This window comes from Pseudomonas sp. DE0157, from assembly GCF_007678615.1.
Classification (GTDB): domain Bacteria; phylum Pseudomonadota; class Gammaproteobacteria; order Pseudomonadales; family Pseudomonadaceae; genus Aquipseudomonas; species Aquipseudomonas parafulva_B.
In genome coordinates this window covers 40,357-59,446 of record NZ_VEJN01000019.1, presented here as the reverse complement: position 1 = coordinate 59,446, position 19,090 = coordinate 40,357, and the positions used below count along the sequence as shown (strand labels likewise).

Here is a 19,090-nt window from a genome sequence, read left to right as displayed (position 1 = left end):
CTCATCGCCAACCCATCGCCCATACCTGGGCGTCGCGCAGCACCCGCCAATCCAGCCACTCGCTGCGCCCGCTGTGCACCGCCTGCAGTTCCACACGCAGCAGCACGCCCGCTTCGTCGTGCTCCAGGTCGATGACCAGGAAGTGCTTTTCACGGTTCACCGGCTGCGTCGCGGTCCATTTCGACAGCTTGAGTTTGGCGGGACTGAAGCGGTTCATGGTCTGCTCCTGTAGATGAGGTAGGGTAACGCCTGGGACAGGCTCAGGCTCGATGCGCAGGTGTGTTCACGGCCCGTGCATTGCCATTCTCGCGCACCCAGAACAAGGTAGCCCCAGCCACCGCCGCCGGCATCATCACCACGTTCACCCCCGGGATCAGCAACGCCAGGTAGGTCACCCCGCCAAAGCCCAGGGACTGCCAGCGTTTTTCCCGCAGCCAGGCGAGCATGTCCTGCCAGCTCATCTTGTTGTTGTCGGCCGGGTAGTCGATGTATTGGATGGCCATCATCCACACGCCGAAAATCAGCCAAAGCGGCGCGGCGACCACGTTGACCACCGGGATCAACGACAGGATGAACAAGCCGGTGGCGCGCGGCAGGAAGTAGCCGAGCTTGCGCATTTCGCGGCCCAGTGTGCGGGGGATCATCGCCAGCAGCTCGGCCCAGCTGAAGGCCGGGAAGTGATCGTCGCCGCGCACCACCACTTCCACCTTTTCAGCCAGAAAGCCATTGAACGGCGCGGCGATGATGTTGGCCACCAGGGTAAAGGTGAAGAACACCATCAGCACCAGCAACACCACGAACAGGGGCCAGAGGATATAGGTCAGAAAGCTGAGCCAGCTTGGCAGGGTGGGCACCAGCGCGTCCAGCCACTGGCTGAACTGGTGGCCGGCAAAATAGATGAGGCCACCGAACAGCAGCAGGTTGATGGTCAGCGGCAGCAGCACGAACAAGCGCAGGCCAGGGCTCAGGATCAGCTTCAGGCCTTCGCGCAGGTACTGCGGCCCGGAAAGAACGGGGGCTTGCATGTATCACTCCGCAGAAAAGGTGGTTGGCAGACATTACCGAGTTTCAGGGGGATGCGGAAGCTGCACCATCTGGGTGAAACCGGTGGTAACAAAAGCCAATGATCGGACCCTGCCAACGCAACGACGCGCATAGACGATGGCTATGAGGTGGATTGTCTAAGGATATTTCCTTACTCTTTGCCACCTCGCTACAGTGCGCTCATATTCCAGCGTCACCGGCCTGCCCGTGGTGCAGGCCCTACTTCATTTGCACAGCTGGCCTTTTCAGCCCGCTCGACAGGAGTTCGACATGTCCGAAGCACGTCATTCGCGCGTCATCATTCTGGGCTCCGGCCCTGCCGGTTACAGCGCAGCGGTCTATGCGGCCCGTGCCAACCTCAAGCCGCTGCTGATCACTGGCATGCAGGCCGGTGGCCAATTGACCACCACCACCGAAGTCGACAACTGGCCAGGCGACCCGCACGGCCTGACCGGCCCGGCACTGATGCAACGCATGCAAGAGCACGCCGAGCGTTTCGAGACTGAAATCGTCTTCGATCACATCAACGCCGTGGACCTGGCCAACAAGCCGTTCACCCTGACCGGCGACAGCGGCACCTACACCTGCGACGCCCTGATCGTGGCCACTGGCGCCAGTGCTCGCTACCTGGGCCTGCCGTCGGAAGAAGCGTTCATGGGCAAGGGCGTATCGGCCTGCGCCACCTGCGATGGTTTCTTCTACCGCAACAAGCCGGTCGCAGTGGTTGGCGGCGGCAACACGGCCGTTGAAGAGGCGCTGTACCTGGCGAACATTGCCAGCAAGGTAACCCTGGTGCACCGCCGCGATACGTTCCGCGCCGAGAAGATCCTGGTCGACAAGCTGCATGCCCGCGTCGCCGAAGGCAAGATCGAACTCAAGCTCAACGCTACCCTGGATGAAGTCCTGGGCGACAACATGGGTGTGACCGGCGCGCGCTTGAAGAACAACGATGGCAGCACTGACGAGATCAAGGTAGATGGCGTGTTCATCGCCATCGGCCACACCCCGAACACCTCGCTGTTCGAAGGCCAGCTGACCCTCAAGGACGGCTACCTGGTGGTCAGCGGCGGCCGTGAAGGCAACGCCACCGCCACCAACGTCGCGGGTGTGTTCGCCGCAGGTGACGTGGCTGACCATGTCTACCGTCAGGCCATCACCTCGGCCGGTGCTGGTTGCATGGCCGCCCTGGACGTCGAGCGCTACCTGGACGGCCTGGCCAACGCCTCGTTCTGATCCCTCGACCGGGGCCGCCTGGCGGCCCCGTGTTACAGGCTCAGGCGCATCGACAGGTCGACCGCTCGCACATCCTTGGTCATCGAACCTATCGAGATGTAGTCCACACCGGTTTCGGCGATGGCCCGCAGGGTCGTTTCGCTGACGCCGCCACTGGCCTCCAGCTTGGCCTTGCCAGCGGTGATCCCGACGGCTTCTTTCATCTCGTCGAGCGTCAGCTCATCGAGCATGATGATGTCGGCACCCGCGCTTAGCGCCTGATGCAATTCCTCCAGGCTTTCCACCTCGATTTCCACCGGCTTGCCGGGGGCGATGCGGTGTGCGGCTTGTACCGCCTCGGCGACGCCACCACAGGCGGCGATATGGTTTTCCTTGATCAGGAAAGCGTCATACAGGCCTATGCGGTGGTTGTAGCAGCCGCCACAGGTCACTGCGTACTTTTGCGCCAGGCGCAGGCCCGGCAAGGTCTTGCGAGTGTCCAGCAACTGTACGTGGGTACCTTCGACCAGATCCGCCAACGTGCGTGCACGCGTGGCGACCCCGGACAGCATCTGCAGGAAGTTGAGTGCACTGCGCTCGCCGCTGAGCAGCGCGCGCGCCGGGCCTTCCAGGTGGAACAGCGGTTGGTTGGGCTGGGCGCGATCGCCGTCGACCACCTGCCAGTGCACGGCTACGCGTGGATCGAGTTGACGAAACACCGCATCGACCCAGGCCGTACCGGCCACCACACACGCTTCGCGGGTAATGATCGTTGCCTTGGCCAGCCGCTCGGCCGGGATGAGCTGGGCGGTGATGTCGCCGCTGCCGATGTCCTCCAGCAACGCACGGCGCACGTTGGCTTCGATTTCGGCGGTGAGGTCGGCAAGGCGTAGGTTAGGCATGGTTGGCTCCACAAGCGAGATGCCCGCGATTATAGGGCAGGGCGCAGGCGTGTACAGCCGGTGCTCGGCTGCCATGACGCAACGGGTTGAGCAATCACTGCCTGTACAGGGTCAAGACATTTGCCAAGGAAACGCGTCTGGCAGTAAAAGGAATTATTCCTGATAATGCTGTCTGATATTTGGCGTCATGCTATTGGCGAAACTGGCCGCGTCTAGGCCCGACACCCTGCAAGGAGTACAGGATGCACAAAGAGGGCAAGGTAGTGCCCTTGGCGGCGGCTGAACATGGACGGCGCACGCCCCCCACGAGTCTGCCCATCGCGCTGCTGCAGGTGCGCGATCAGGCCGCCCTGCAACTGCGCCAGGGTTTGCAGGCGCTGTTCGACAATGCTGACGATACCCTGTTCGAAATGGCCGACAAGGCAGCGGACCGGTTCGCTCAGCACCTGTATTTCGAAGCCATGCGCGACTTGCGACTCAAGCGCAAGAGCATCGAGCGGCTGTTTCTCGATACCGTCCATGAAGCCTTCGCGCGCTTGGCCGAGCCTGAGCCTGAGCATACCCCGGCAACCGTCGCTCCCGTATTGTCGTTCACCCCCGGTCAGTCCGAGCGTGCAGCAGCGGTGGAGGCGATGGTGACCAGGGTAAAGGCCCGTGATGGCGTCGCGCTACAGCAGCTGGGCCTGCGCTTGCAGACGCTGCTCGAACGTCATGTGCCTGAGCAGTGCAACCCCCTGAACCCGATTGCCTTGTGTCGCTGCTTTCTCGAGGCCGGGCAAAGCCTGGGTGTAGGGCCGCGCGTCAAGCTGGTGCTGCTCAAGCTGTTCGAGCGGTATGTATTGTGCGACGCGCAAGTCATCTACGGCGAAGCCAACAGGCTGCTGATTGCGGCAGGCGTGCTGGGTCAGCTGCCACCGACGCCTTGCCGACGAGCCGGGGACAGTTACTTGCTGGCGGAGCCGGACGAGCGCTCCTACCATGAGCCTGAAGCGAGCGAAGATACCGCAGGCGATGCGTTGTTCGCCTCCCTGCAACCGCTTCTGCGATCCGCACGTGGTTTGTTCGCGCCTCGCCTGGAGGCACCGGCCGGCGCCCAGCCGGTCAGCAGAGCCGATCTGCTGCGGTTACTCTCACATCTGCAGCACTATGTGCCAGAGCCCGATGCGGCTGACGATTTCGCCCTTGGCCAGCAAGTGGAGCAATTGCTGCTGACCATCAGCGTGCGTAGCGGTACCCGCCGCTTTATTGGCGGGGACGACGAAGACATGATCAACCTGATCGATCACGTGTTCAGGTTTATTGCTCGCGACGACAATCTACCCCCCTGCCTGCGAGCCGTGCTGGCGCGCCTGCAGATCCCGCTGCTCAAGGTGGCGCTGCTGGACAGGGGGCTGCTCAGCCGCGCCAGTCATCCCGCCCGGCGGCTGCTCAACGAAATGGCGGCGGCGGGGCTCGGCTGCGACCCGCGCGAGCAAGAGCAGGGTGATGCGTTGCAAATGCGCGCTGAACGTGTGGTTCAGCGCCTGCTCATCGACTTTGCCGAAGACACGAGTCTGTTCGGTGAGCTACTCGAGGACTTGCTCGGGCAGACCCAGCATGAACGGCGGCGTACCGAGTTGTTCGAGCAGCGCACCCGGGACGCCGAAGAGGGGCGGGCCAATGCATCGCTTGCCAGGCGACAGGTGCAACACGTGCTCAGCCAGCGCCTGCGGGGACGAGTCTGGCCCCAGGCAGTGGTACGGATGCTGATCAACAACTGGAGCCAGGTGATGATGCTGGCTTGGCTCAGACACGGCGAAGCGTCTCTGGGCTGGCGCAGTGCGCTGCAGACCCTCGATACCTTGCTGGCCAGTGTGACGCCATCGCTTCAGCCGCAGGCCCTGGTGCATCAGGTACCACCGTTGCTCAAGTCGTTGCGCGATGGGCTGGCCAGTGTCGGAACCGACTCGCTGGTGACCCGTGAATTTTTCCGCAAACTCGAACAACTGCACATACGTGCTTATGCAGGTGGCGCTGAGGCCGACGAGGACGACATCCTGGTCACCCAGGACATCCTGTTGGCGTTGGCCGAAGAGGCAGACGGACCTGGGCAGCAACCGGCCGGTGACAAGGGCAAGGTCAAGGTCTCGCAGAAGGTGCAACGCTTGCGCATGGGTACCTGGATTGAAGTGTCCGATGACAGTGGCATTCAGCGCTGCAAGTTGGTGGCACGCCTGGACAGTTGCGACAAGCTCGTCTTTGCAAATCGCAGCGGCATGAAAGTGCGGGAGTGGAGTGGCGCAGGCCTTACCCAGGCCCTGGAAGCCGGCACCGTTCGCGTATTGGATGACGGTCCTTTGTTCGAGCGCGCCCTGGAAGCGGTCATAGAGGATTTGCACAGGAGCGGGCTGGCTGCTTTGTGATGATTACCGTGTCAACGCTAGCGGCAGCAGGGCATACTGACGCTCTGTGCAGCACTTTTCAGGACAGGCCCCTCATGCAATTGGACCGTGCCACTGGCTGGTTCCACGGAGACGGAATCACCCACTGCCCCTCACCGAATTTCAACGCCCGCCCGCAAGGTGAGCAGATTTCTCTGCTGGTGCTTCACAACATCAGCTTGCCGCCGGCCAACTTCGGCGGCGGTTACGTCCAGGCGTTCTTTCAGAACCGGCTCGACCCGAACGCACACCCGTATTTCGCCAGCATCGAGCACCTGAAGGTATCTGCACACCTGTTCATCGAGCGTGGGGGGGCGGTGACCCAGTTCGTCTCGTTGCATGATCGGGCTTGGCATGCTGGCGTCTCCTGTTTCGACGGTCGTGAGGGCTGCAACGATTTCTCGATCGGCATCGAGCTGGAGGGCACTGACGAGATACCGTATACCGAGGCGCAGTACCTGACCCTCGACCGCTTGACGCGGCACATCCGCAAGGCCTGGCCGGCCATCGCACCCGAGCGTATCCAAGGGCACAGCGACATTGCCCCCCAGCGCAAGACCGACCCCGGCCCTGCCTTCGACTGGGTGCGGTATCGCCAGGCGTTACAGCGCGAGGAGGGCTGAGGCATGAGTTTTCTGGTGTTGATCCTGGTGCTGTGGTTCGAGAAATTTTCCGGCTTGCGCCATCTGGTCCAGCGTGACGGTTTCTTCCTTGGCGAACTGGCGCGCCTTGAGCGCAAAGGTGGGCTGCCTGTAGGGTGGGTACTGGCCGCTGTGGTGCTGGCTCCGGTGCTGGTGCTGACACTGCTGTTACATGTGCTTGAGCCCGTTGCCTACGGCCTGCTGGCCTTGCCAGTACATCTTCTGGTGCTGGTTTATAGCCTGGGACGTGGCGATGCCAAGGCTTCCCTCGGGCCTGTGCGTGACGCCTGGCACAGGGGCGATGAACAGGCCGCGCTGCACGTGGCTGCACGTGACCTTGGCATAGTGGCCGATGGGCCACGCAACCTGCGCGAACGCCTGCAAAGCAGGTTGCTGTGGGAGGCCTACCAGGGCTTTTTCGCCGTCATCTTCTGGTACTTCCTGCTGGGGCCGGCCGTTGCCCTGGCTTACCGCCTTCTGGCGTTGTGCCAAGCGCACAGTCAGCGACCCGCACTCCAGCACCGCGCCGAGCAGCTTCGCCACCTCATGGACTGGGTGCCGGTCAGGGTGGTGGCATTGAGCTTTGCCCTGGTCGGCAACTTCGTGGCCGTTGCCCGCGAAATATTGCACGAGTTGTTGAACTGGCATGTCACTGCCGCGCACCTGGTAGCCCGCGTCGGGCGTATGGCTGATGACGGCAGTGATGCCGGCACTGCCAGTGAGAATGATTGCGGGATGCGACGCCTGGATGGCCTATGGGACCTGGTGCTGCGTTGTGGTGTGCTGTGGTATGCCGCTTTCGCGTTGTGGACCGTGTTGGCCTGACCGCGCGGGGCGGGCCGGCGCGAATCAATGCAGGGCTTGCCAACCGAACAGCTCGCAGGCATTGCGCGTGCTCGCTTCGGCCAATTGCTCGACGGGCACGCCCATCGACTCGGCCAGCGATTGTGCGATGTCTGGCAGGTGCTCGGGGCTGTTGCGCACCCCCGGATGCATGACCGGCGCCATGTCCGGTGCGTCGGTCTCCAGCACCACGCTGTCGAGCGGTAAGCGGGCAATCGTACGGCGCAGCCGCAAGGCCTGGGGCCAGGTCGCCGCGCCGCCCAACCCAAGCCGAAAGCCTAGCTTGATGTACTCACGTGCCTCTTCGTAACTGCCGGCGAATGCATGGATGATACCCGCCCGCATGGGCTTGTAGCGCTTGAGGGTGGCAATCACCTGGGCATGGCTGCGGCGCACGTGCAGCAGGGCCGGTAGCTGGAAGTCGCACGCCATTTGCAACTGCGCTTCGAACACGTCCTGCTGACGAGCCTTGTCCAGTTCAGGGAGGTAGTAATCCAGTCCGAACTCGCCCAGCGCACACAGGCGGCTATCGCCACGCAAGCGCTCCAGCCAGGCGCGCAACTGCTCGATGTGGCTCGGTTGATGATCTTCAAGGTAGACCGGGTGCAGGCCAAGCGCCGCGGCCAGGCGCGAGTCGCTGCAGGCCAGGTCCCATACCCGCTGAAAGTTGGCCTGATGAACCCCCAGCACCACCATTCGCTCGACGCCTTGCGCGCTTGCACGGGCCATCAGGCTCGGGCGGTCGGCGTCGAAGTCCGGGAAGTCCAGGTGCGTGTGGGTGTCGATCAGACGCAGGTTCATGACGGGTCGATTCGTTGCTTGAAGGTGCGCGAGACCGCATGCACGCCTGGTTCGTAGCGTTTTTCTTCAATCGCGGCAAGGGCCAGTTCCAGTGCCTTGGCGGCCATGTCCCCGTGACGTTGGGCCATGGCATTGACCGGCAGCGGCAAGAAGTCGAGCAACTGGTTGTCGCCGAATGTACCCAGCTGCAACCTGCGCGACTCGGTGGGCTGGGCGTGCAGCGCGTCGAACACTCCCTGCAGGAGCACGTACGAAGTGGTGATCAAGGCATCGGGCAGGCCACCCAGCTCATCGATCAATTGCTGCATGAGGCGCTGCCCGCACTCTCGGCTGAACGCTTCGCCCTGGTAGCGGCGCACCTCACCGGCAAAGCCCTGTAGCGCATCGTCGAAGCCACCGGCGCGGGCCTGGCTAACCGACAGTTCAGGGCGTGCGCCGATCAAGGCAATGCTGCCTGGCGAGGTGCTCAACAGGCTGGCGGCCAGACGACGACTGGCATCATGGTCATCGCTGATCACCGAGCAGAAATACCGGGGGTCCAGGCCTCGGTCGATGGCAATGACCGGCAGGCCCTTGTCTTGCAACTCGCGGTAGCTCTGATCGTGCGGCGGCAGGCAGCTGGCCACGAACAAGGCATCGCACCGGCGCGCCCGGAACAGCTGCTGCAACTGGCGCTCGCTGTCGGGCTGGTCGTCACTGCTGGCGATCAGCAACTGGTAGCCCCGGGCCCGAGCCCCTTGCTCAAGGCGCTTGGCAATACGCGCGTAGCTGGGGTTCTCAAGGTCCGGGAGGATGAAGCCCAGCGTGCGGGTATGCCGGCTGCGCAGGCCAGCGGCCTGAGGGTTGGGCGTAAATCCATGGGCCTGCACCACCGCCTGCACGCGCTCCACGGTGCTGTTGCTGATGCGTTGCTGTTCGGCCTTGCCATTGATGACGTAGCTGGCGGTAGTGACGGACACACCGGCCAGGCGGGCGATATCGCTGAGTTTCACCGAGTTTTCCTTGTTATGACCAAAGCTGGCTGTAGGCGATGACCAGGCAGTTTGACCCTGATACCGCAGCGAGCGCAGGCGAGCATTGTCGCAATTGTCCGACAGGATGGGGCTTTTTCATCGGCAGATTATCGAGTAACGTGGCCGCCTGGTCAGATTAAACGTTTCAGCCTCCTGATTTTCTGCCTCTGCTGCCCACTGTGCAAGGCGGTTGAACTGGCCATTTCCGTGAATTTCACAACAATACTCCAGTACCCATCCGGGAACTGCAAAGGGAGAAGGTCATGCTTGAGCTCGCCAAGGAGCAGATAGCCATGGGCCAGACGGCCCCAGACAAGGCACATGCATTGCGCCTGCTGGCGGATCGCCTGGTCGCCGACGGACTGGTCGCCGAGGGCTACCTGCAAGGGTTGCAGGATCGCGAGGCGCAAGGTTCCACGTTCCTTGGCCAGGGCATCGCCATCCCCCACGGTACGCCGCAGACCCGCGACCTGGTGTACACCACGGGCGTGCGCCTGTTGCAGTTTCCCGAGGGTGTGGACTGGGGTGATGGGCAGATCGTGTACCTGGCCATTGGCATCGCCGCGCGCTCTGACGAGCACTTGCGCCTTCTGCAATTGCTGACCCGTGCCCTGGGCGAAACCGATCTGGCAGAAGCCCTGCGCCGTGCAGGCTCGGCCGAGGCCTTGCTCAAACTGCTGCAGGGTGCACCGCAGGCGCTGGCGCTCGATGCGCAATTGATCGCCCTGAACCTTCCGGCCGAAGACTTCGATGAGCTGGCCTGGCGCGGTGCGCGCCTGTTGCAGCGCGCCAACTGCGTGGACAGCGGCTTTGCCGCCGTGCTGCAGCAGGCAGAGCCGCTGCCGCTGGGAGAGGGTTTGTGGTGGCTGCACAGCGAACGCCAAGTTCGCCAGCCAGGCCTGGCCTTCGTCACCCCGGCACAACCTGTGCGTTATCGCGATCAACCGCTGACTGGCCTGTTCTGCCTGGCCAGCCTGGGGGCTGCCCACCAGGCATTGCTCGAACGGTTGTGCGAAGTGTTGATCGAAGGGCGCGGGCAGATGCTCTACCAGGCCACCAGCAGCCGCGCCGTGCTCGAAGTGCTCGGCGGCGAGGCGCCTGCCGACTGGCCGAGCGCACGCATCCTGCTGGCCAATGCCCACGGCCTGCATGCCCGCCCAGCCAAGGTGCTGGCGCAACTGGCCAAACGTTTCGAGGGCGACATTCGCGTGCGCGTGGTCGAGAGCGGTCAGCCTGGCGTCTCGGTGAAAAGCCTGAGCAAGCTGTTGAGCCTGGGCGCGCGCCGTGGCCAGGAACTGGAACTGGTGGCCGAGCCCGCTATCGCCGCCGATGCCCTGCCTGCGTTACTGGCAGCCATCGAGCAAGGGCTGGGCGAGGAGGTGGAGGCACTGCCGCTTGTCCCAGAGACCCCCGCGCAGCCAACCGTCGAAAAGGCGAAGGCGCCGGCGGCCGGCAGCCGCGTACAGGGTGTGGGCGCTGCCCCGGGTATCGCGTGCGGCCCTGCCCACGTCGTGACCGAGCGCACGTACGACTACCCGCTGCGCGGCGAGTCGTACGATCAGGAACGTCACAAGCTGACCCAGGCCGTGGCTACCGTCAGTGCCGATCTTCAGGTGCTGGTGCAGCGCAGCGACGCGGCCATCGGCGAGATTTTCGTCACCCATCAGGAAATGCTGGCCGACCCGGCTCTGACCGACGACGTCGAGCAGCGCCTGGCTCAGGGGGAGAGTGCCGCTGCCGCATGGGTGGCGGTGATCGAGTCAGCCGCCAGCCAGCAGGAAGCGCTGCATGACGCTTTGCTGGCCGAGCGGGCTGCCGACCTGCGCGACGTGGGCCGCCGCGTATTGGCCCAGCTGTGCGGGGTCCAGACGCAGAGCGAGCCTGACCAACCTTACGTACTGGTGATGAGCGAGGTCGGCCCCTCCGATGTCGCCAGGCTCGACCCGGCGCGGGTTGCCGGGATCGTCACGGCCCAGGGTGGCGCCACCGCGCACAGCGCCATTGTCGCCCGGGCGCTGGGTATCCCTGCCGTGGTCGGAGCCGGCGCCAGCGTGCTGCTAGTGGAAAACGGCACGCCGCTGCTGCTCGACGGCCAGCGCGGAGTGGTCAACGTCGCGCCGCCAGCCGATGAGCTGCAGCGTGCCTTGGCTGAGCGCGACCTGCGCGAGCAGCGCTTGCAAGCCGCGTGGGCCAACCGTTTCGACCCGGCCGTGACCCGTGATGGCCATGCCATCGAAGTGTTCGCCAACATCGGTGAAAGCAGCGGTATCGCCAAAGTGGTGGAGCAGGGGGCCGAAGGCGTCGGCCTGTTGCGCACCGAGCTGATCTTCATGGCCCATTCCCAGGCGCCAGATGTGGCCACCCAAGAGGCCGAGTACCGGCGCGTGCTCGATGGCCTGGACGGGCGCCCGCTGGTGGTGCGTACCCTGGACGTGGGCGGTGACAAGCCGCTGCCCTACTGGCCGATCGCCGCGGAAGAAAACCCCTTCCTCGGCGTGCGCGGCGTGCGCCTGACCCTGCAGCGCCCGCAGGTGATGGAAGACCAGCTGCGTGCTCTGCTGCGCGCCGCCGATCAACGCCCTTTGCGCATCATGTTCCCTATGGTCGGGCAGATGCACGAGTGGCGCGAGGCACGTGCGATGGTCGAGCGCCTGCGTATGGAGATTCCCGTGGCAGACCTGCAGGTGGGCATCATGGTCGAGGTGCCCTCGGCAGCCTTGTTAGCGCCACAACTGGCGCGCGAGGTGGACTTCTTCAGCATCGGCACCAATGACCTGACCCAATACACCCTGGCCATCGACCGTGGCCACCCCAGCCTGTCCGTCCAGGCCGATGGGCTGCATCCTGCGGTCCTCAGCCTGATCGACATGACAGTGCGCGCCGCCCACGCCCATGGCAAGTGGGTGGGGGTTTGCGGCGAACTGGCGGCTGACCCGCAGGCCGTCGCGGTGCTGCTGGGGCTTGAAGTGGACGAGCTGAGCGTGGCGTCGCGCAGCGTCGCCGAAGTCAAGGCTCTGGTGCGCCAGGCCGATTCCCGTACAGCCCGCGCTTTGGCGCGCGAGGCCTTGCAACAAGACAGTGCCGCCGCGGTTCGCGCGCTGGTGGAGCGTTATTGAATGGCCAAGATCCTTACCCTGACCCTCAACCCTGCCGTGGACATCACCATCGGGCTCGACAGCCTGCGCCCCGGTCACGTCAACCGCAGCCAGGCCCAGCACAGCCACGCAGCTGGCAAGGGCTTGAACGTCGCCCAGGTGCTGGCCGACCTGGGCCATACCGTGACCGTCAGTGGTTTTCTTGGGCAGGACAACCTGCAGGCGTTCGAAGCGCTGATCGACTGGCGCGGCTTCTGCGATTGCTTCGTGCGCGTGCCTGGGGAAACCCGCAGCAACCTCAAGCTGGTCGAGGCCGATGGCCGCGTCACCGACATCAATGGCCTGGGTCCGGAAGTGGACGCGGCCGCCCGCGATGCCTTGCTGCGCCTGTTGCGCCAGGAAGCACCGGGGCATGACGCCGTGGTCGTTGCCGGGAGCCTGCCACGCGGGATTAGCCCTCAATGGTTTGGTGATTTGCTCGATGAGCTCAAGGCCATGGGCTTGAAAGTGGCGCTGGACACCAGCGGCCAGGCGCTGCGCGTCGGTCTGCAAAGCCTGCCCTGGCTGGTCAAGCCCAATACCGAAGAGTTGGGCGAAGCCCTGGGCACGCCCGTGGACGATGCTGATCAACAGCGACTGGCCGCCCGACAGCTACTGGATGAGGGCGTCGAGCACGTGGTGGTTTCGGCCGGCGAGCACGGGGTACGCTGGTTCGCCCATGATTTCACCCTGGCGGCGGTACCGCCCAAGGTGAAGGTGGCCAGCACGGTCGGTGCTGGGGACTCCCTCGTGGCCGGCATGGTCCACGGGCTGTTGCAGGGTGAAGCCGCATCGCGCACCTTGGCCCGTGCCACCGCCATCGCCGCACAGGCCGTCACCCAGGTGGGTTTCGGCATCAACGACCATGACCAGTTGGCCCGCCTGCAAGCCGCTGTGAGCCTGACAGAACAACAAGAGGGTTGCCAATGAACATTGTCATTCTCACTGCCTGCCCCAATGGCCAGGTATCGAGCGTGCTCAGCGCACGTCTGCTGGCGGCTGCGGCCCAGCGCCGTGGCTGGACCACCCAGGTCGAGGTGCAGGATGCCGAGCATCCCGAACGACAGCTCGACGCAGCGCAGATCGCCGACGCCGACTGGGTGCTGGTGGTCAGCACCGGCCCGGTGGACCTTACCCGCTTTGTAGGCAAGCGTGTGTACCAGAGCACGCCGTCCCAGGCTTTGGCTGACCGCGAAGGTTTTCTCGACGAAGCAGCTGCCAATGCGCAGCCGCTGATGGCCGTAGCCCCCGATGTCGACACCCGCGAGGAAGTGCGCATCGTTGCAGTCACTGCGTGCCCGACTGGCGTCGCCCATACCTTCATGGCGGCCGAAGCCCTGCAACAGGCCGCGCAACAGATGGGCTACCAGCTCACCGTTGAAACCCAGGGCTCGGTCGGGGCACGCAACCCGCTTTCTGCCCAAGCCATCGCAGCTGCCGACGTGGTGCTGCTGGCCGCTGACATCGAGGTGCCCGCAGCGCGCTTTGCGGGCAAGCGCATCTACCGCTGCGGCACTGGCATTGCGCTCAAGCAGGCCCGCGCCACCCTGGACAAGGCGCTGGCCGAAGCCAAGGTGGAGGAGGGTGGGACTGCTTCGGCCAGCGCTGCCGCCAGCAAGGGCGAAAAAACCGGCGTCTACAAGCACCTGCTGACCGGTGTCTCGTTCATGCTGCCCATGGTCGTGGCCGGGGGCCTGCTGATTGCCTTGTCGTTCGTGTTCGGTATCGAAGCCTACAAGCAAGCGGGGACGCTACCGGCTGCGCTGATGCAGATCGGCGGTGAAGCGGCCTTCAAGCTGATGGTGCCACTGCTGGCCGGCTATATCGCCTGGTCCATCGCCGATCGGCCAGGGTTGGCCCCAGGCATGATCGGCGGGCTGCTGGCCAGCACCCTGGGTGCCGGCTTCATCGGCGGCATCGTGGCGGGCTTTCTGGCCGGCTACAGCGCCAAAGCCATTGCCCGCTGGGCGAAGCTGCCCACCAGTCTGGAGGCGCTCAAGCCGATCCTGATCATTCCCTTGCTGGCCAGCCTGTTCACCGGTCTGGTGATGATCTATGTGGTGGGGCAGCCGGTGGCGGCCATGCTCGAAGGCCTTACGCGGTTTCTCGACAGCATGGGCACCACCAACGCGATCCTGCTGGGGCTGCTGCTTGGTGGCATGATGTGCGTCGACCTCGGCGGACCGATCAACAAGGCCGCTTATGCGTTCTCGGTAGGGTTGCTGGCGTCTTCGAGCTATGCCCCGATGGCTGCCACCATGGCCGCCGGCATGGTACCGCCGATTGGCCTGGGCTTGGCCACGTTCCTGGCCAGGCGCAAGTTTGCCCAGAGCGAGCGGGAGGCGGGGAAGGCGGCCTTGGCACTGGGGCTGTGCTTCATTTCCGAAGGGGCCATCCCATTCGCCGCCAAGGATCCGCTGCGAGTGATTCCGGCGAGCCTGGCAGGGGGCGCGCTGACCGGGGCCTTGTCCATGTACTTTGGTTGCAAACTCATGGCGCCCCATGGCGGACTGTTCGTCCTGTTGATCCCGAACGCCATCAACCATGCCGCGTTGTACCTGTTGGCGATTGTCGCAGGTAGCTTGTTGACGGCGGTGGTGTATGCGCTGATCAAGAGGAACGAAAACGTCGAGCTGATGGTGGCGCCGGCCAAGGGATAGAGGTGCTTAACGGCAAGCCTTTTCGGCTACGGATGCCGCTCTTAAGGGGCGGCGTCAGCCTGGCACAGTGCCGTTTACCGGCACGGTCGGCGAACCCGCTCAACACCCATGCTTGCGCCGCAATGGCACCAGCAGGTCACTCAGACCGTTATGGTTGACTTCATGCATCAAGGCCAGCAACTCCCCCAGCTCCCCTGTTGGAAAGCCCTTGCGCGCAAACCACGCCAGGTAATCGCCCGGCAGGTCGGCAATGATCCGACCTTGGTATTTGCCAAACGGCATACTGCGAGTCACTAACAGTTCAAGACTTTGCTGGTTGAACATTTTTCAGATCTGAACGTGAAAATGCCGACCATACGGCAATCTGCACGAGTACCCAAGCGCAATCATGCAGAATGCTGCTTTCCAAATAATATTTGATTTGGCTAAGTCATTGAAATATATGCATTTTATAAGATTGCTCAATTTGGCACGATCACTGCTCCTATCCAGATGACTATCACCTGCCAAGGAGTTTTGCCATGAGTGACGTTAACAAAGACGTTATCAACGTATTGAACGACCTGATCGAGTACAGCAAAGACGGCGAAAAGGGTTTCCGTGAATCGGCCGATGATGTCAAGAATCCTGAACTGAAAGCGTTCTTCGTTCAACGTGCTGGCGAGTGCGCGAATGCTGCTGCCGAACTGCAAAGCGAAGTACGTAGGCTTGGCGGGGATCCAGAGACATCTACCAGCATTACAGCTGATATCCATCGGGGATGGGTGAACTTCAAGTCCATGCTGACAGGTAAGAGCGAAGAGGCAGTGCTCAACGAAGTCGAGCGCGGTGAGGATCATGCGCTGAAGGCCTACAAAGAGGCCCGTGAGAAACTGGTGAAGCTGGGTCGTAGTGCAACAGACTCCACCTACACCCTGGTCGAGAAACAGCTGCAAGGCGTACAGCGCAACCATGACCAAGTAAAGGCGCTGCGTGATTCGGCCCGCGCCCGCTCTTAAGTGACCGGGCCTTCTACCCGGTTGCGGCCCTTGGCCTTGGCCCGGTAGAGCGCTTCATCCGCACCACCCAGCATGGCTGCTAGGCCCTGCTGGGTGTTTGCGTTGAAGCTGCCAATGCCGATGCTCACCGTGACCGGCTGGGTATCGTTACCGAAAGGAGCGAGTCGCTCGACGCTACGGCATATCCGTTCTGCCAGCAGCCGTGCACCTTGCGCGTCGGTTTCTGGCAGTACCACCTGAAATTCCTCCCCGCCATACCGAGCAGCCAGATCGGCCGGCCGACGGATGCAGGCCTCGATGGCCTTGGCCACCTCGCGCAGTGCGTGATCACCGCCCGCATGGCCGTGGCGCTGATTGAACGCCTTGAAATGGTCCACATCCACCATCAGCACCGTCAGTGGCTGGCGGGTACGCTGGGCACGTGCCCATTCATGGCGCAGCATTTGATCCAGGTGCCGGCGATTGGCCAGGCCGGTCAGGCTGTCGGTCGCGGCCAAGGACGCCAGGCGCTGTTCAGCCTGGTAACGGCGATGCAGCTCCCGGCCGAGTAGCCAGGTCAACCAGATGATCCCTGCACACAGCAGCCCGGTGGCGACGCTGACCAGCAGCGCCGTGCGGCGCCAGGACGCGAACACCTCGTCGGTGGCATGCACCACCAGCACGATCAGCGGCAGGTCGCCCACCCGTGCAAAGGTATACATGTGCTCGCTGTTATCCCCGGCTGAGGCCGCGACGAAGCTGCCACTTTGTTGCCCGAGTATTCGCTGGAAATTGGGCTTGCCGGCGTACTGGCTGCCCACAGATGGGGCGGACGGGCCCATGGGTTGGCGGGCCAGTAGCTGGCCTTCGACGTTGAACAGGTTCACGCTGCTGTTGGCACCGATATCCAGGCGTTTGAACAGATCGGTGACATAGCCAAGGCGCAGTGCGCCAGCCGCAATCCCGGCGAAATTGCCGTTCGGGTCGGTGATGCGCCGGCTGAAGCTGATGCACCAGTCCAGGTCGCCCAACCGGGCCTTGAACGGCGGCCCCACCAGCAGGGCGGTGTTTGGGTTGTGCAAGTGGGTCTGGAACACGCCCGTGTCCCGGAAGTTGGCCTTGCGCGGTACGCTGCTGGTCGAATCACCTACCACGTCACCATTGCTGTTCAGCCACAGTACGTCCCCGCGCTTGCGGTCGGCGAAGGTATCATCGAACAGCAGCCGTTGGCGCAGGGGGCCGGGTACCGAGGGCAGCTCCTTGCGGCCTACCGCCCAGATCAACCCTTGAAGGGCCTGATCATAAAGCTCGACATTGCGCAGGATGTCACTTTCGATCAATTGCACGATGTTGTTGGCCGAGCGTACGGCCGATTGCTCCACGCTCTCACGCTCGCGCATCAGCAAGTAGCTGACGATGGCCACGATGGCGAGCACGGCCAGGCAACTGCCCAGCACGAGAGCCAGTTCAGGGTGCGACCGGGAAGAGGCAAGGCGTAACGGTGAGGTAGGCATGGTCGCGACTGCTGGGGGCCATTTGCGGCGGCGACATTCTAGGCAAGAGGTGATTGTCGGACAAGTTCGCCCGACGGAATCACAGCGCGGCAGAGATCGCCCTGCCGCACGGATTAGCCAGTGTCTGTACCAGGCTGTCAGAACACGTTCAGAGGGTAGTCGACGATGACGCGCACTTCGTCGTTGTTGCTGTTGCCATCGATCGAGGCGTAGCCTTGGCCGCCGCGGTGCGTGGCGTAACGGACCAGCACCGAGAGGTCTTTGAGGTCGCCTTCCTGGAACACGTACTTGACGTCCAGGTCGCGTTCCCAATGCTGGGCCTGCTTGCCATCAGCCCGGTAGTAGTCGTAATGGCTGTTGTCCTGGGCAGCCTTGGTCAGGTCGGCCTTGCCCCGCGAGTACGACAGCGATGCGCTCAGGCCAGGCAGGTCGAGGCCGGCGAAGTCATACCCGTACTGAAGTTTCCAGGACCGCTCGTTCGGCGCATTGAAATCCGAATACATGCGCGAGTTGTCCAGGTAGACGCTGTCTCCGAGGTTGATGTAGTCGAACGGCGTATCGCCGTTAACCCGCTGATAGGCGGCGGTCACGGTATGAGCGCCTGCATTGAGGGTCAGGTGCAGGCTGTAGGTGTTGTTGTCGATGCTGCCCAGCAAGGCCCGGCCTGTGTCTTGCGTATGGTAGAAGTGAGCGCCAGGGTTGAGGCTGACCTGCTCGTTGACCACATAGGTGTAGTCGAAGTCGGCGTAGTACTGGTTCCAAATGTCCTTGAGTTCAGCCGCATACACGCTGGTCGTGATGTTGGGTGTACCGCTCCAGGCTGCGCCCGCCCAGCTCAGGTGCTTGCTCTTGCCGCGCTCATCCAGTGAGCCGTAGTAGGTGTCGATACGGCGATGGCCGCTTTGGTTGTAGGGCTTGGTGAAACTGACCTTGCCACCCTCAAGCAGCAGCCCTTCGACGCTGGTGTTGGTCAGGCTGATACCCCGGAACGTCTGCGGCAGCATGCGGGTTTCGCCACCGGCGATCACGGGGTTGGTCAGAAACAGATCACCGGCCTTGAACTCGGTGTCCAGCGCCTTGAGCTTGAGCGCCGCGCCTGCGGTGGAAAACGAATGCGGGGCTGCCCCCAGTTCACCGTCGCTTTTCACACGGGTCGGCAGGATGCTGGTGCCTGCATGACCACCACCACCGTCGAGCTTCACCCCTAGCATGGCGTGCGCGTCCAGACCGAAACCGACAGTGCCTGGTGTGTAACCGGATTCGAAGCGCGCCACTGCCCCTTGACCCCATTCCCGCGTATCGCGTGCACCGTGATTGTGGGTATCGCGGTTGAAATAAGCATTGCGCAAGTGCAGGTTCAACGACGATCCCTCGACAAAACCCTCGGCGTTGTCATCGGTGGCCTGAGCCGTGACGGGAATACTTGCACTGAGCGCAATGAAAAGCGGGGTGAAGCGAAACGCGAAAGACACCGGTATAGACTCCTTGATCGGTAGGCGGGGCAGTGCTTGTTATAAGGGATGGCCATGCTTGGCGCATGACACAACTGCCAGGAAAAAACACAGCGCATACGAAAAAAAGCCGCTGATAGGGCAGCGGCTTTTAGAGGCTAACATATTGAAACAGATGAATCCCATGGCGCCTGTTGAACGCGCCGAGGTGTAGGCTCAGCTGTCGGCGTCGGTATCGACAACCGCTTTGGACGCTGTCTGCGGCGAGCCTTTGACGGTGTCGGCATGCTGTGTGGCCACTGTTTCACGGGCCTCCTGATGGGCCGCTGCGAACTCGGCGTTGCGGGCCACGAATGCAGGCGACTCTTCGGCCATGGCCAGGGGGGACAACAACAGGGACGACAGGACGAACACGCTGGCAATACCCATACTGTTGGACATTTCTAACTACCTTCTTGCGGTGCAAGTACTAATGAGG

Annotated in this window: 17 protein-coding genes; 8 read left to right on the top strand and 9 right to left on the bottom strand. The window is 63.1% G+C overall.

What is annotated here, in order from left to right:
• Position 1: 1 nt before the first annotated feature.
• The gene (locus tag FS777_RS19250; protein ID WP_058639444.1) at positions 2-217 is read right to left on the bottom strand and encodes a TIGR02450 family Trp-rich protein; all 216 of its coding nucleotides are present in this window, start codon (positions 215-217) and stop codon (positions 2-4) included.
• Between the two features lie 43 nt (positions 218-260).
• The gene (gene cysZ, locus FS777_RS19245; RefSeq protein ID WP_058605855.1) at positions 261-1,025 is read right to left on the bottom strand and encodes a sulfate transporter CysZ; all 765 of its coding nucleotides are present in this window, start codon (positions 1,023-1,025) and stop codon (positions 261-263) included.
• Positions 1,026-1,314: 289 nt separating this feature from the next.
• Here cysZ and trxB point away from each other — a divergent pair, with 289 nt between their 5' ends.
• Positions 1,315-2,277, top strand: a complete 963-nt coding sequence (gene trxB / locus FS777_RS19240) for a thioredoxin-disulfide reductase (RefSeq protein WP_058639474.1) — start codon at positions 1,315-1,317, stop codon at positions 2,275-2,277.
• A 32-nt stretch (positions 2,278-2,309) separates the two neighbouring features.
• On the opposite strand, the gene nadC is transcribed toward trxB, so the two are convergent.
• Positions 2,310-3,158 carry a carboxylating nicotinate-nucleotide diphosphorylase gene (gene nadC / locus FS777_RS19235; RefSeq protein ID WP_023534717.1) on the bottom strand — a complete coding sequence of 283 codons (849 nt, stop codon included), beginning with the start codon at positions 3,156-3,158 and terminating at the stop codon, positions 2,310-2,312.
• Between the two features lie 242 nt (positions 3,159-3,400).
• Here nadC and FS777_RS19230 point away from each other — a divergent pair, with 242 nt between their 5' ends.
• From FS777_RS19230 to ampE, 3 genes are all read left to right on the top strand, one after another.
• Complete coding sequence (locus tag FS777_RS19230) at positions 3,401-5,560, top strand: DUF1631 domain-containing protein (protein ID WP_145257170.1); 2,160 nt, start codon at positions 3,401-3,403, stop codon at positions 5,558-5,560.
• Positions 5,561-5,634: 74 nt separating this feature from the next.
• Positions 5,635-6,201 (top strand): 1,6-anhydro-N-acetylmuramyl-L-alanine amidase AmpD, encoded by a 567-nt coding sequence (gene ampD / locus FS777_RS19225; protein WP_145257167.1) that lies wholly within the window; start codon positions 5,635-5,637, stop codon positions 6,199-6,201.
• Between the two features lie 3 nt (positions 6,202-6,204).
• The gene (gene ampE / locus FS777_RS19220) at positions 6,205-7,044 is read left to right on the top strand and encodes a regulatory signaling modulator protein AmpE (RefSeq protein ID WP_078479093.1); all 840 of its coding nucleotides are present in this window, start codon (positions 6,205-6,207) and stop codon (positions 7,042-7,044) included.
• 24 nt (positions 7,045-7,068) lie between these two features.
• Here the strand turns inward: ampE and FS777_RS19215 are convergent, their stop codons facing one another.
• Positions 7,069-7,857, bottom strand: coding sequence for a TatD family hydrolase (locus tag FS777_RS19215; protein ID WP_058639473.1), 789 nt, complete (start codon positions 7,855-7,857; stop codon positions 7,069-7,071).
• A gap of 2 nt (positions 7,858-7,859) precedes the next feature.
• Positions 7,860-8,855, bottom strand: a complete 996-nt coding sequence (cra, locus tag FS777_RS19210; protein ID WP_058605850.1) for a catabolite repressor/activator — start codon at positions 8,853-8,855, stop codon at positions 7,860-7,862.
• Between the two features lie 284 nt (positions 8,856-9,139).
• Between cra and ptsP the strand changes: the two genes are divergently transcribed.
• From ptsP to FS777_RS19195, 3 genes are read left to right on the top strand one after another with little or no spacing between them, the layout of a single operon-like run.
• A complete protein-coding gene (gene ptsP, locus FS777_RS19205) occupies positions 9,140-11,992 on the top strand; it encodes a phosphoenolpyruvate--protein phosphotransferase (protein ID WP_078479092.1) in 2,853 nt (950 codons plus the stop codon).
• A complete protein-coding gene (pfkB, locus tag FS777_RS19200; protein WP_058639438.1) occupies positions 11,993-12,940 on the top strand; it encodes a 1-phosphofructokinase in 948 nt (315 codons plus the stop codon).
• Positions 12,937-14,670 (top strand): PTS fructose-like transporter subunit IIB, encoded by a 1,734-nt coding sequence (locus tag FS777_RS19195; RefSeq protein WP_058639437.1) that lies wholly within the window; start codon positions 12,937-12,939, stop codon positions 14,668-14,670. The genes pfkB and FS777_RS19195 overlap by 4 nt, the downstream gene beginning before the upstream one ends.
• A 99-nt stretch (positions 14,671-14,769) precedes the next feature.
• On the opposite strand, the gene FS777_RS19190 is transcribed toward FS777_RS19195, so the two are convergent.
• Complete coding sequence (locus FS777_RS19190) at positions 14,770-14,994, bottom strand: DUF3820 family protein (protein WP_145257164.1); 225 nt, start codon at positions 14,992-14,994, stop codon at positions 14,770-14,772.
• A 197-nt stretch (positions 14,995-15,191) separates the two neighbouring features.
• Between FS777_RS19190 and FS777_RS19185 the strand changes: the two genes are divergently transcribed.
• The gene (locus tag FS777_RS19185) at positions 15,192-15,668 is read left to right on the top strand and encodes a PA2169 family four-helix-bundle protein (protein WP_058639435.1); all 477 of its coding nucleotides are present in this window, start codon (positions 15,192-15,194) and stop codon (positions 15,666-15,668) included.
• Here FS777_RS19185 and FS777_RS19180 read toward each other — a convergent pair.
• The 3 genes from FS777_RS19180 to FS777_RS19170 all read right to left on the bottom strand — a co-directional run bounded on the left by FS777_RS19180 (position 15,665) and on the right by FS777_RS19170 (position 19,053).
• The gene (locus tag FS777_RS19180; protein ID WP_145257161.1) at positions 15,665-17,161 is read right to left on the bottom strand and encodes a diguanylate cyclase domain-containing protein; all 1,497 of its coding nucleotides are present in this window, start codon (positions 17,159-17,161) and stop codon (positions 15,665-15,667) included. The genes FS777_RS19185 and FS777_RS19180 overlap by 4 nt on opposite strands.
• A gap of 137 nt (positions 17,162-17,298) precedes the next feature.
• Positions 17,299-18,633: an OprD family porin gene (locus FS777_RS19175; protein ID WP_145257158.1), complete on the bottom strand. Its 1,335-nt coding sequence runs from the start codon at positions 18,631-18,633 to the stop codon at positions 17,299-17,301.
• 195 nt (positions 18,634-18,828) lie between these two features.
• Positions 18,829-19,053, bottom strand: a complete 225-nt coding sequence (locus FS777_RS19170; protein ID WP_078479089.1) for a hypothetical protein — start codon at positions 19,051-19,053, stop codon at positions 18,829-18,831.
• Positions 19,054-19,090 lie beyond the last annotated feature (37 nt).